At 58.7% G+C, this 13347-nt stretch carries 12 protein-coding genes; 1 reads left to right on the top strand and 11 read right to left on the bottom strand.

All coding sequences use genetic code 11. From position 1 onward, the window contains the following. Positions 1-26: 26 nt before the first annotated feature. The 10 genes from AC1DF8_RS09435 to AC1DF8_RS09390 form a co-directional block, all read right to left on the bottom strand. Positions 27-1379 (bottom strand): bifunctional folylpolyglutamate synthase/dihydrofolate synthase, encoded by a 1353-nt coding sequence (locus tag AC1DF8_RS09435; protein ID WP_478153106.1) that lies wholly within the window; start codon positions 1377-1379, stop codon positions 27-29. A gap of 29 nt (positions 1380-1408) precedes the next feature. Then, on the bottom strand, positions 1409-2311 hold the full coding sequence (gene accD, locus AC1DF8_RS09430; RefSeq protein WP_478153104.1) for an acetyl-CoA carboxylase, carboxyltransferase subunit beta: 903 nt from the start codon (positions 2309-2311) through the stop codon (positions 1409-1411). Positions 2312-2350: 39 nt separating this feature from the next. Further along, positions 2351-3190: a tryptophan synthase subunit alpha gene (trpA, locus tag AC1DF8_RS09425; protein WP_113145024.1), complete on the bottom strand. Its 840-nt coding sequence runs from the start codon at positions 3188-3190 to the stop codon at positions 2351-2353. A 5-nt stretch (positions 3191-3195) separates the two neighbouring features. After that, positions 3196-4416, bottom strand: coding sequence for a tryptophan synthase subunit beta (gene trpB / locus AC1DF8_RS09420; protein ID WP_112544981.1), 1221 nt, complete (start codon positions 4414-4416; stop codon positions 3196-3198). Next, positions 4413-5087: a phosphoribosylanthranilate isomerase gene (locus AC1DF8_RS09415; RefSeq protein ID WP_112544980.1), complete on the bottom strand. Its 675-nt coding sequence runs from the start codon at positions 5085-5087 to the stop codon at positions 4413-4415. Before AC1DF8_RS09415 ends, trpB begins: the two co-directional genes overlap by 4 nt. A 72-nt stretch (positions 5088-5159) precedes the next feature. Beyond that, entirely contained in the window at positions 5160-5918 is a 759-nt protein-coding gene (locus AC1DF8_RS09410; protein ID WP_478153101.1) for a M48 family metallopeptidase, read from the bottom strand. Positions 5919-6006: 88 nt separating this feature from the next. Continuing rightward, complete coding sequence (locus tag AC1DF8_RS09405; RefSeq protein ID WP_112544978.1) at positions 6007-6441, bottom strand: DUF2852 domain-containing protein; 435 nt, start codon at positions 6439-6441, stop codon at positions 6007-6009. A 144-nt stretch (positions 6442-6585) separates the two neighbouring features. Beyond that, entirely contained in the window at positions 6586-7860 is a 1275-nt protein-coding gene (locus AC1DF8_RS09400) for a polyhydroxyalkanoate depolymerase (RefSeq protein ID WP_112970664.1), read from the bottom strand. Between the two features lie 207 nt (positions 7861-8067). After that, a complete protein-coding gene (locus AC1DF8_RS09395; RefSeq protein ID WP_478153098.1) occupies positions 8068-8910 on the bottom strand; it encodes a fumarylacetoacetate hydrolase family protein in 843 nt (280 codons plus the stop codon). A 92-nt stretch (positions 8911-9002) separates the two neighbouring features. Next, positions 9003-9956 (bottom strand): glutathione S-transferase family protein, encoded by a 954-nt coding sequence (locus AC1DF8_RS09390; RefSeq protein WP_112544975.1) that lies wholly within the window; start codon positions 9954-9956, stop codon positions 9003-9005. A 193-nt stretch (positions 9957-10149) separates the two neighbouring features. Between AC1DF8_RS09390 and AC1DF8_RS09385 the strand changes: the two genes are divergently transcribed. After that, positions 10150-10746: a nitroreductase family protein gene (locus tag AC1DF8_RS09385; RefSeq protein WP_478153096.1), complete on the top strand. Its 597-nt coding sequence runs from the start codon at positions 10150-10152 to the stop codon at positions 10744-10746. A 61-nt stretch (positions 10747-10807) separates the two neighbouring features. On the opposite strand, the gene gyrB is transcribed toward AC1DF8_RS09385, so the two are convergent. Further along, the gene (gene gyrB, locus AC1DF8_RS09380; RefSeq protein ID WP_183888853.1) at positions 10808-13243 is read right to left on the bottom strand and encodes a DNA topoisomerase (ATP-hydrolyzing) subunit B; all 2436 of its coding nucleotides are present in this window, start codon (positions 13241-13243) and stop codon (positions 10808-10810) included. Positions 13244-13347 lie beyond the last annotated feature (104 nt).

Genomic DNA, 13347 nt, shown 5'->3' with positions numbered 1-13347 from the left:
AAAAGCCCGGCATTTGCCGGGCTTTTTCATTTGGGGGGTGTACCGTTTTCCGCCAGTACGTCGCCGACGAGATAAAGTGAGCCGCCAATAAGGATACGCGGTGGAGGTGCCTCAGGGTCGATGGTCGAAGCGATGGCATCCAGGGCATCGATGACCGATGACATTGGTTCGGCCACGAGGCCGGCGTCATACGCGGCATGGGCCAGGATCACCGGATCTATCATCGCTTCGCTGCCGCGGATCGGTACGCAATAGATCTTCTCTGCCAGGTCGGCGAAGGCCTTGAAATAGCCGACTGGATCCTTGGTATTGATCATGCCCGATATCAGGAACAGCGGGCGGGACTGGCGCTCTTCGCAATTCGCCATGGCTTCGGCGATCACTTCACCCGCACCCGGGTTGTGGCCGCCGTCGACCCAGATTTCCGACCGTGCCGGTGCATGGCTCAAAAGCCTGCCTTCCGTCAATTTCTGAAGACGGCCGGGCCACTCCACCGTTTCCATCGCCTTTTCCATCATCGGCTCAGTGACGGTAAAGCCCGCGGCTTTGACGGCGCGGATGGCGGCAGCGGCATTGGCATATTGATGGCGACCGGGAAGGCGCGGCAAAGGCAGATCCGCCAGGCCGAACTCATCCTGATAGATCAGCCGGCGATATTCCTCATAGGCGATGAAATCCTGACCGAAGACGGCACTCGGGCAGTTCAGCCGCTCGGCGGTCGACATCAGCACGTCGAGCGCCGCGTCATATTCCTGATGGCCGATGACGACGGGATGCCCGCGCTTCATGATGCCGGCCTTTTCCGCAGCGATCAGTTCCACCCGGTCGCCGAGATAGGGCTGATGATCCAGCGAAATCGGCATGATGACTGAAACGGCAGGGTCTTCGATCACGTTCGTCGCGTCAAAACGACCGCCGAGGCCTACCTCGATAATGGCGGCATCGGCCGGATGTTCGGAGAAAAGAATGAAAGTGACTGCAGTCAGGATTTCAAAGACGGTGATCTTCTCACCATCATTGGCTTTCGCCACGCGTCTCAGAGCATCGGCGAAGACAACATCATCGACCAACTGTCCACGTCCAGCTGGAACACCAAGGCGGTAGCGTTCATGCCAGTTTACAAGGTGTGGAGAGGTGTGGACATGGACGCTGTGGCCTGCCGCTTCCAGGAGCGCACGGCAGAAAGCCGATGTCGAGCCCTTGCCGTTGGTGCCGGCAATATGGATGACGGGGGGAAGATTGCGTTCGGGATTGCCGAGCGCTTCCAGAAGGCGTCTGATGCGGTCCAATGACAAATCGTAGCCCTTGGGATGCAATCCCATGAGCTTCTCGATCTCCCGCGCCGCCTCACTCACCGCGATCTGGCCTCTGTCTGTCATCGGCCCGCCCTATTCTGTGAGAATGCTGCTCAGGCGCTCGCCGCCAGAGCAATCACACCATTGGCATCATTTGCTGCTGTCGCCGGCTTTTTGGTCAGGATCTTCAACAGGCGCGCCAGCGTCTCGGGGATATCGTGACGTTTGACGACCATGTCGACCACGCCGTGTTCCAGAAGATATTCCGACGTCTGAAAACCTTCGGGAAGCTTTTCACGCAGCGTCTGCTCGATGACGCGCTTGCCGGCAAAACCGATTTCCGCACCTGGCTCGGCCAGATGAATATCGCCGAGCATCGCATAGGACGCCGTCACGCCGCCGGTGGTCGGATTGGTCAGAACCACGATATAGGGCTGGCCGGCTTCCTTCAGCAAATCGACGGCGACCGTCGTACGCGGAAGCTGCATCAGCGACAGGATGCCTTCCTGCATGCGCGCGCCGCCCGAAGCCGGGAACATCACGAGCGGGCACTTTTCCGCAATCGCTCGTTCGAAGGCTTTGACGATCGCTTCGCCGGCAGCCATGCCGAGCGAACCGCCAATGAAGTTGAATTCATGGACGACGGCGACGAGCTTCAGGCCCTGGACGCTGCCGAGACCAGCAACGATCGTGTCTTCCTGCTCGGTCTTGAGTCGGCTGTCACGCAGACGATCGCTGTATTTCTTGGAATCGCGGAACTTCAGCGGATCCTGGGCGACCTTCGGCTGCGGCAAAGCTTCGTATTCGYCGTTGTCGAACAGGTCGGCAAGGCGCGCCTTTGCCGGCATCTTCATGTGGTAGCCGGAAGCGGGGATGACCCACTTGTTGCTTTCCAAGTCCTTGTGAAAGACCATCTCACCCGTTTCCGGGCACTTGATCCAGAGGTTCTCCGGCACTTCGCGACGGCCCAGCATGGAATTGATCCGCGGGCGAACGTAGTTAGTGATCCAGTTCAACTCGAATACTCCTGATTGACTGGTGCCAATGTGGGGAAACTATTCGGCAGCAACAAGGCGCGCCGAACGCGTTCCTGTGGAAAGACCCCGAACCAGCGTCGCAACGGCCTGAACCGTATCCGCTGTCGCCTTCCCGTCTGCCGTCAGGCTGTTGGCCACCTGATTGACGATTGCGGTACCAACGACGACGCCGTCCGCCGAAGCACCGATGATCTTTGCGTGTTCAGCCGTTTTGACGCCGAAACCGACGCAGACGGGGAGATCGGTATGGTCCTTGATGCGCTCGACTGCGCCCGAAATCAGCGACGGATCCGGCAAGGCCGAACCGGTGATGCCGTTCATCGAGACATAGTAGACGAAGCCCGAGGTGTTCTTCAAAACGGTCGGCAAGCGCTTTTCATCCGTCGTCGGTGTAGCCAAACGGATGAAATTGATGCCCTTCTTCAGAGCCGGTACGCAGAGCTCGTCATCCATTTCCGGCGGCAGGTCGACGATGATCAGGCCATCGATACCGGATGCCAGCGCATCATCGAGAAATTTCTCGACGCCGTAAATGTAGATCGGGTTGTAGTAACCCATCATGACGATCGGCGTCGTATCATTGGTCTTGCGGAAGTCGGCAGCGAGCTGCAGCGTCTTCTTCAGCGTCTGTCCACCCTTGAGGGCACGCTGGCCGGCGAGCTGGATCGCGGGACCATCGGCCATCGGATCGGAAAAGGGCATGCCGAGCTCGATAACGTCGGAGCCGGCTTCCGGCAGCGCCTTCATGATGCCGAGCGAGGTTTCGTAGTCCGGATCGCCGCCCATGAAATAGGTTACGAGCGCCGGGCGACCTTCCGCCTTCAGGTCGGCGAAGCGTTTGTCCATACGTGCGGTCATGTTTCTTACTGCCCCATTCCCAGGATCTTGCCGACGGTGAAGATATCCTTGTCGCCGCGGCCGGAGAGGTTCATCAGGATGATCTCGTCCTTGCCCATCTTGGGCGCGCGCTTGATGACTTCGGCAAGCGCATGCGAAGGCTCGAGCGCCGGAATGATGCCCTCAAGGCGCGTCAGCGTCTGGAAGGCTTCAAGCGCTTCATGGTCCATGATCGGCACATATTCGGCACGGCCGATATCGTTCAGCCATGAATGTTCTGGGCCGATACCGGGGTAGTCGAGGCCAGCCGAGATCGAATGTCCTTCCTTGATCTGCCCGTCATTGTCCTGGAGCAGATAGGTACGGTTGCCGTGCAGTACGCCCGGCGAGCCGGCCGTGATCGAGGCGCAGTGCTCGTCGCCCTGCAGGCCCTTGCCGCCGGCTTCGACGCCGACAATTTTGACGTCCTTATCATCGAGGAAAGGATGAAAGATGCCGATCGCATTCGAGCCGCCGCCGACGGCAGCAATGACGAGATCCGGCAGACGGCCTTCGGCCTCAAGGATCTGCTGCTTAGCTTCCGTGCCGATGACGGCCTGGAAATCGCGGACCATTTCCGGATAGGGATGCGGGCCGGCGGCCGTGCCGATCAGGTAATAGGTGTCATCGACGTTGGTGACCCAGTCACGCAGCGCCTCGTTCATCGCATCCTTCAGCGTGCCGCTACCCGCCGTGACGGGCTTTACCTCGGCACCCAGCAGCTTCATGCGGAAAACGTTCGGTGCCTGACGCTCAACGTCGGTGGCGCCCATATAGACGACACAGGGAAAGCCGAAGCGTGCGGCGACGGTGGCGGAAGCCACGCCATGCTGGCCGGCACCGGTTTCGGCGATAATGCGGGTCTTGCCCATGCGCTTGGCAAGCAGGATCTGGCCGATGCAATTGTTGATCTTGTGCGAGCCGGTATGATTCAGCTCTTCGCGCTTGAAATAGATCTTGGCGCCGCCGAGATGCTGGGTCAGGCGTTCGGCGTAATAAAGCGGGCTCGGACGGCCTATATAATGGGTGCCGAGATGCTTCAATTCCGCCTGGAATTCCGGATCTTCCTTCGCCTTGTTCCATTCTTCCTGCAGATCCAGGATCAGGGGCATCAGGGTTTCGGCCACGAAGCGGCCCCCGTAAATGCCGAAGCGGCCGTCTTCGTCCGGACCGGCGCGGAAGGAATTCGGTTTAGGCGTCTCGTTCAATTTACACTCCCTGTGGTCGTTTCAGGCATACATGCCTGATCAACCGCATCGAAAAACTCATCGATCATCTCCAGGCTCTTCACGCCCGGTGCACTCTCGACACCGGAGGCGGTATCGACACCCGGCGCCTTCGTCATTGCAAGAGCCTGGCCGACATTGGCCTTGTTGAGCCCGCCTGACAGCATGTAGTCGACATTACCGTCAAGCCAGGTGAGCAGACCCCAATCAAAGGAAACGCCGTTGCCGCCTGGCAGTTCAGATCCTTTCGGCGGCTTGGCGTCGAAGAGGAAGCGGTCAGCTATGCCAATATAGGCTTCGACCTTCTTCAGGTCGTCGGTGGTGCGGACCGACAATGCCTTGATAACAGGGATGCCGTACATCGCCTTGATGGTCAGCACGCGCTCCGGGCTCTCGCTGCCGTGGAGCTGGAGCATGTCAGGGCGCAGAAGTGCAACGATTTCATCAAGATCATCATTGCTCGGATCGACCAAGACGGCAACGACCTTAGCCTTGCCGCGCACAGGTTCCGCCAGCTTGCCTGCAATGTCCGGCTCGACGTAACGCGGGCTTTTCTGGAAAAAGTTGAAGCCGATATGCGTCGCTCCGCGCTTCAATGCGCGCTCGACAGTTTCAGGCGTCTTCAAACCGCAGATCTTGATATCCGGTCTCATGGCAGCGAAGTGACACGAAACGAGCGAAGAGTCGAGCCAATTTGCAATGCCGGCCGTATTTAACGGGAGCGCTTATTCGAACTCTATCGCGTGCAATTGGCTGCCATGACGCTTCAGCCAGGATTTCGCCTCTTCCATGTGCGGGCAAAGCTTCTTGCAGAGCGCCCAGAAGTGCGGGCCGTGGTTCATTTCCTTCAGATGCGCAACCTCATGGGCGGCGAGATAATCGATCACCGAAGGTGGTGCCATGACGATGCGCCAGGAGAAGCTCAGATTTCCTTCCGAGGAGCAGGAGCCCCAGCGGCTGCGGGTATCCTTCATGGAAATCGAGCGGATCGGTGCCTTTATGGAGCCGGCATGCAGGCGCGACAGTCTCTCGAGATCGCTGCGCGCCTCCTTCTTGAGGAATGTCGCGATGCGTCGGCCGATATGTTCCGGCATGCCGCTGACGCGAAGCACAGGTTTGCCGTCCAGCACGACAGCCTCAGTAAGCCCACGCAGGCTGCCGGTGTGCTCGATGCGATGTCTGACACCGCGAAAGAGAATTTCGCCGCCGTCGCGCAGGCCCGTATCCGTCGAGAATTTCGCCAGCTTGGTCAGCAGCCAGCCCTGATGCCGATCAAGGAAGGCGTTGACTTCGCGGGCGGCAAGCCCTTTCGGAACCGTCATCTTCAGTGCACGGCCGCCTGGCTCGATACGAAGGGTGATCCGGGTCGCCCGATCATGCTGCTTGATCGTCAAGGGCATGAGGCGGCCGGCGACATCCAGCGTCCGCTTTTCAGGCGGGGCCGGTTTTCTCGTCGCACGGCGGATCTTCGGGAGCGGAAACATAGGAGTTTTCTATACGATTCGGCAGAAATCCGGGCAAAGAAAAACCGGCATCAGAAGCGATGCCGGCCGTAGATTTTCTGTGATCTGCTTACGGCGTCTGGTATTCGGCGACCGGTCCATTGTCGTCGCGTCGACCGTTCTTGCGATCGCGCATGAAGCGGTCGAACTCTTCCTGATCCTTGGCGCGGCGAAGCTCGCGCAGGTAGGAATCGAATTCCTCACGCATTTCATCTAGCTTGCGGCGCTCCTCCTCGATGCGATCGAGTTCGGCCTTGCGCCAATCGTCGAAGGCGACGTTGCCCGTCGAGAAATGCGGGCGGTGACGGCCATGCGAACGGCGGCAGCCTGCAAAGAAGCCATCCGTTGCCTGGTTGACGTCACGCTTGAAGCCACGCAGCCGCTCGCCGAAGATGATGTAGGCAAGCATGGCCAGCCCCAGAGGCCAGAAAACCATGAAGCCGAGGATCATCAAGGCAACGGTAGCCGGAGTCCAATCCGGGCGAAGCAATGCTGACTGGTTCATCGTGCGGTATCCTCGCGTTCAGCACCCGACAGGATGCCGAGTGCTGAAAAAACAGATGGTTACCGCTGAACCGGCCTTCAAGACGATATCAGGTTAAATCGAGCAAAGCCTTGAATCGATGGCATTAAATCAGCGTTTTCTAACTCACGCCGATTTGCCGCCCTTGATGACGCGCTGGACCGGTGGCTTCTTGGCGCGCGAGTGCTGCCGCGTGAAGCTGACGATGCGCGGCGCGATCTCGCGGCGGAAGCGGGAACCATTGAAAACGCCATAGTGGCCGACATCCGGCTGCAGGTAATGCATGCGCATGTGCTCGGGGATGTTTACGCAGATGGTCTGGGCTGCGTGTGTCTGGCCTACACCGGAGATATCGTCGTTTTCGCCCTCTACGGTCAGCAGAGCGACGTTACGGATTGCCGAGGGATCGACCCGCTTGCCGCGATGCATCAGCTCGCCCTTCGGCAGCGCGTGTTTCATGAAGACCTGATCGACCGTTTGGAGGTAGAATTCCGCGGTCAGATCCATGACGGCCAGATATTCATCGTAGAAATCGCGATGCTTTTCCGGCTCGCCGTCGTTCTTCACGAGATGCATGAAGAATTCCTTGTGAGCGATCAGGTGGCGATCGAGATTCATCGACATGAAGCCGGAAAGCTGCAGGAAACCCGGATAGACGGGGCGCATGAAGCCCGGCTGCGGCCAGGGTACATTCATGACGACATTGTCGGCAAACCATTCGAGCGGGCGCTCCTTGGCAAGCTTGTTGACAGCCGTCGGATTGATACGGGTATCGATCGGGCCACCCATCAGCGTCATCGACGACGGAGCGAGCGGATCCTTGGCCTCTTCCATGATCGCAGCAGCTGCGAGGACCGGCACCGAGGGCTGACAGACGGCGATAACATGCGTGTCATGGCCAAGGAAATGCAGCATCTCGATGACGTAATCGATGTAATCGGAAAGATCGAAAGTACCTTCCGTCATAGGCACCATTCGGGCATCGACCCAGTCGGTAATATAGATATCAGCACTGGGCAAAAGAGCTTCGACGGTGCCGCGCAGTAGCGTCGCATAGTGGCCGGACATGGGTGCTACGATGAGGATGCGCGGGTCGCCGCTATGGCCGGCCGGCACATCGCGAGAGAAATGCAGGAGACTGCAGAAGGAACGCGTCCAGACCACTTCCTCGCGAACCGCAACCTTCTTGCCGTCGATGACGGTCTCGTTGAGCCCAAATTCCGGCTTGCCGTAACGGCGCGTCGTGCGCTCGAACATTTCGAGGCTAGCCGAAATGGTGCGACCGAGCGGTGTCTGCGAGAAGGGGTTCAACGGATTGGCATAGGCAAAACGCATCATATCGGCTGCAGCGCGGAAGGGAGCCAACGCTGCATGGTTTAATTCATAAAGCTGGTAGAACATGGAGGGCGCCACCTTTCTCTATCCGGCAAAGACGGCGCCGATTGAAGGGCGCCGGACTCTTTCCGTTAACGCTGGCACATCAACGTAGGCTAACAGGTTTTTGTTGCACAGCAACATAACATTACAGTTCGAAAGAAAAATGCCGGGAAATTGATCCCCGGCAATATCTTGGTGCACAAAGTTTAAGCTTTTCAGCCGGAAAAACAGTTAACGATCCGCTACGAAGAGCTGCTTCTGAGTGCCGAGGCCGTCGATACCGAGTTCGACAACGTCGCCGTCCTTCAGGAAACGCGGCGGCTTCATGCCCATGCCGACACCCGGAGGCGTGCCGGTCGAGATAACATCGCCCGGCTGCAGAGACATGAACTGGCTGAGATAGGACACGACGAAAGCGACGCCATAGACCATGGTCTTGGTGGAGCCGTCCTGCATCGTCTGACCGTTGACCTTGAGCCACATGCCGAGGTCCTGCGGGTTCCCGACCTCATCCTTGGTGACGAGCCAAGGGCCGATCGGCCCAAACGTGTCGCAGGACTTGCCCTTGGTCCACTGGCCGGAACGCTCGGTCTGGAAGGCGCGCTCGGAGACGTYGTTGGAGACGCAGTAGCCGGCGACATAATCCAGGGCCTCGGCTTCGCTCACATACTTGGCGGTTTTGCCGATAACGACACCAAGCTCGACTTCCCAGTCGGTCTTTTCGGAACCGCGCGGGATCTGGACATTGTCGTTCGGGCCGACGATCGCCGACGTTGCCTTCATGAAGATGACGGGTTCGGGCGGCACAGTCGCGCCGGTCTCAGCCGCATGGTCTGAGTAATTCAGGCCGATGCAGATGAATTTGCCGGTGCCGGCAACGCAGGCGCCGATACGACCGGGCGACAGTTCCGGCAGGCTCTTCGGATCAAGGGCAGCTATCTTTGCAAGACCTGCCGGCGTGATCGCCTCGCCGCCGATATCGGCGACATGGGCAGAAAGATCGCGGATCTTGCCATCGGCATCAAGCAGGGCCGGCTTTTCGCGGCCCGCTTCTCCAACGCGCATCAGCTTCATGAATATCCTCCTCATGGAAAGCGGGGTGCGCCACCTATGAACGAATTATTCATCGGTGTCATTATGACTTTCCGCGGAAGCGGTACGCCTATCTAGAAAATTTCGGCGAGCTCCGGACCCATCGGGACGATCCGCGTGGGATTGAGGCTCTCGATCGAATAATAGCCGCGCTTGATGTGATCAAAATTCACGGTCTCGGCAATGCCGGGCCAATCCAGCATCCGCCGGCAGAAGGCCCGAAGATTGGCGTAATCCGACAAACGCCGCAGGTTGCACTTGAAGAGACCGTGGTAGGCGACGTCGAAACGCACCAGCGTGACGAACAGGCGGATGTCGGCCTCCGTTGGATGCTCGGCAAAGAGAAAGTTGCGTCCGTCGAACTGAGGTTCAATCCAGTCGAGGCAAGCGAAAACCTCAGCAAAAGCCTCTTCATAGGCGACCTGGGTCGTTGCAAAGCCGGTACGATAAACACCGTTGTTCAGGGAGGGATAGATGCGCTCGTTGAAGGCATCGATTTCGTTACGCAGAGCGGCCGGATAGAGATCGATGTCACCACGGGCAAGATCACCAAAACCGCTGTTCAGCATGCGCAGAATATCGGAGGATTCGTTGTTGACGATGGTGCCGCGCTTCTTGTCCCAGAGAACCGGCACAGTCGCGCGCCCGGTGAAGCCGGAATCCGCTTTCGTGTAGATCTCATGCATGTAGGCGGCGCCGTTCAGGTCATCGGCGGTAGCACCGGGATAATCGCCGAAACGCCAACCCTGCTTGCTGAGTGTCGGCTCGACGATTGAAACCGAGATGACGTCCTCCAGGCCCCTAAGCTTGAGGCCGATCAGCGTGCGCGAAGCCCAGGGGCAGATATAAGCGACATAGAGATGATAGCGGCCAGCTTCAGCGACAAAACCACCTTCACCCGTCGGGCCAGCGCTGCCGTCAGGCGTTACCCAGTTACGGAAGCTCGATATCTGGCGGACGAAACCACCCTTCTCATCTTTGGCCTGGACCGGCTGCCAGTCCTCGGTCCATTTCCCATTCACCAACATCCCGTATCTCCTGATCGATCGGATTGATGCTGCTTTACCGGCAGTTCTTCGCGCGCGTAAGATCAATTTCTGGAAACAGATTGTGCACTGGCCGCGATCAAACTTTGCTTGCCAAGCAAGCGGCTACGGAAATATCACTTGAGCGATATCCGCAATGGAATCCTCCATCCATCGCTAACTTCCGGAAGCCAGCATGACGAAAGCCAACAACCGTGAATCCCAATATCCAATCGACCCCATGTTTCTCGAGCGTTGGTCACCACGCGCCTTTACCGGTGAGACCATCGAAGAAACCCAGCTTCTGACACTGCTCGATGCCGCGCACTGGGCACCATCCTCCGCGAATATGCAGCCCTGGCGGTTCCTTTACGCATTGAAGGGCTCGGAGCATTGGGAAGAGTTCGTGAGCCTGCTCGTCGAATCCAACCAGGAATGGGCGAAGAACGCTTCAGCGCTGATCTTTGTGGTTTCGCGCAGTTTCAACGGGGCTCGCAGCGAGGGACGGTCAAGCTATACGCACTCTTTCGATGCCGGCACAGCCTGGGGCCACCTTGCCATGCAGGCCCGCATTTCCGGCTTCTATGCCCACGGCATGGGCGGCATCAAGCATGACGAGATCAAGGAAAAGCTCGGTGTTCCCGATGGTTACCGCGTCGAAGCGGGCATTGCCGTCGGTCGCATCGCCGATAAGAACACCCTTTCCGAGCGTAACCGCGAACGCGAATTTCCGAGCCAGCGAAAGCCGCTCTCGGAGGTCGTCTTCAACGGCCATTTCATCGGCAACGATTGATCGCCAAATAAAAAGCCCCGCAAGCTGATGGCTGCGGGGCTTTTTCGTGACCGGTTTCAGGTCAGATATCTAGGTTTGCAACGCTCAGCGCATTGTCCTGGATGAATTCGCGGCGCGGTTCGACTTCATCGCCCATCAGGCGAGCAAAGAGACCGTCGGCATCGGTCGCATCGTTGACCTTGACCTGCAGCAGCGAGCGAACGTTCGGATCGAGCGTCGTTTCCCAGAGCTGCTCGGCATTCATTTCACCGAGACCCTTGTAGCGCTGCATCGTCAGCCCCTTGCGGCCGCTTGCAAAAATCGCATCGAGAAGAGCGCGAGGACCGGAAATTTCGACATCACCATCACGCCGGCTCAGTGCCGGTGGCGTTTGATAGATTTCCTTCATGCGTGGCGTCAGCTGATCGATAAGACGGGCATCCTGCGAGCCGATCAGCGCCATGTCGAGTACAACAACTTCCTTGACGCCACGAACCATGCGCTCCAGGCGAATGCCGCCCTCGCTGGTGAGGTTGCCTTCCCAGCCGCGTTCGGTTTCCTCGGCGATGATGTCGAGACGCTTGGCCACCTCGCTTGCCAGCTCCTGGGCGCGCTCGGCATTGCTGACGGTTTCGGCATTGAGCGCGCCGGCGATGGCCGCCTGTTCGACGACCGCACGATTGTAGCGCGAATGCAGGTTGTCGAGCAGCGCGCGCAGGCGCAGGGCATCGTGAATGACCTCATTCAGATCCTGGCCGACACGGACTTCGCCGCTGGCGAGCTTCAACGCCGCATCTTCCAGACCCTGGCCGATCAGATAATCTTCCAGCGCCTTTTCGTTCTTGACGTACTGGACCGACTTGCCGCGCGAGACCTTATAGAGCGGTGGCTGGGCGATATAGAGATGGCCGCGCTCGATCAGTTCCGGCATCTGGCGGAAGAAGAAGGTGAGCAGCAGCGTGCGGATATGGGCGCCGTCGACGTCGGCATCCGTCATGATGATGATCTTGTGGTAGCGCAGCTTCTCGGCATTGAACTCGTCCTTGCCGATACCGGTGCCGAGCGCAGTGATCAGCGTACCGATTTCCTGGCTGGAGAGCATCTTGTCGAAGCGGGCACGCTCGACATTCAGGATCTTGCCGCGCAGTGGCAGGATCGCCTGATTTTCGCGCGAGCGCCCCTGCTTTGCAGAACCGCCTGCGGAATCACCCTCGACGAGGAAGACTTCTGACTTGGCCGGATCGCGTTCCGAGCAGTCGGCAAGCTTGCCGGGCAGCGAGGCGATATCGAGCGCACCCTTGCGGCGTGTCAGTTCGCGTGCCCTGCGGGCTGCTTCACGGGCGGCAGCGGCTTCGACGACCTTGCCGACGAGAATCTTGGCTTCGCTCGGATGTTCCTCGAACCAGGTATTCAAGGCCTCATTGACGAGGCTTTCTACGACAGGGCGAACTTCCGACGAAACAAGTTTGTCTTTCGTCTGCGATGAGAATTTTGGATCCGGTACCTTAACCGACAGGACTGCGGTCAGACCTTCGCGACAATCTTCGCCCTGCAGCGTCACCTTTTCCTTTTTCGTAATGCCGGAATTATCGGCATAGGAAACGACCTGACGCGTCAATGCGGCACGGAAGCCGGCCATATGCGTGCCGCCATCGCGCTGGGGGATGTTGTTGGTGAAGCAAAGCACGTTCTCGTGATAGCTGTCGTTCCACCACATGGCCACCTCGACGGTGATGCCATCCTTCTCGCCGCGGATCGCGACGGGCTTTTCGACAAGCGGCTTCTTGGCACGGTCGAGATAGGAAACAAAGGCTTCGAGACCTCCGTCATAGACCATCTCTTCCTGCTTGATGTCGGAGTGACGCTTGTCCGTCAGCAGAATGCGGACGCCGGAATTGAGGAAGGCGAGTTCCCGCAGGCGGTGCTCGAGCGTGCCGTAGTCGAACTCCGTCATCGTGAAGGTTCCGCTGCTCGGCATGAAGCTGACTTCCGTGCCGGTCTCGTTGCCCGCTTCGCCCGTTACCTTCAACGGAGCATCCGCTACGCCGTGGGTGAAGCTCATCTCATGAACCTTGCCCTGGCGACGGATTTTCAGCTTCAGCCAGACGGAGAGTGCGTTGACGACCGAAACGCCGACGCCGTGCAGACCACCGGAAACCTTGTAGGAATTCTGGTCGAACTTACCGCCGGCGTGGAGCTGGGTCATGATGACTTCGGCTGCCGATACGCCTTCGCCGCTGTGAATATCGGTCGGAATGCCGCGGCCGTTGTCCGTCACGGTCACAGAACCATCCGGATTGAGCGAAACGGTGACGATATCGGCGTGGCCGGCCAGCGCTTCGTCGATCGCGTTATCGACGACTTCATAGACCATGTGGTGGAGGCCCGAGCCGTCGTCGGTATCGCCGATATACATGCCGGGGCGTTTGCGCACGGCATCGAGGCCCTTCAGGACCTTGATGGAATCTGCGCCATATTCGGTGTTTACGCCGTTTTCCGTCGCGGGTGCATCGGTCATTCTGTCGAGATTTTCCCTGTTGTCGTCAGCAACGGCGCGCCTTGCGAATCACCGGCTTTTTCAATGTCGAATATAGGTTTTTTGCAGCGAGTTCCCAATGGCAA

Source organism: Rhizobium sp. 05N49 (assembly GCF_056396805.1).
Note: the sequence above shows the minus strand (reverse complement) of the source record. Positions and strands in the feature narration are given on the sequence as shown.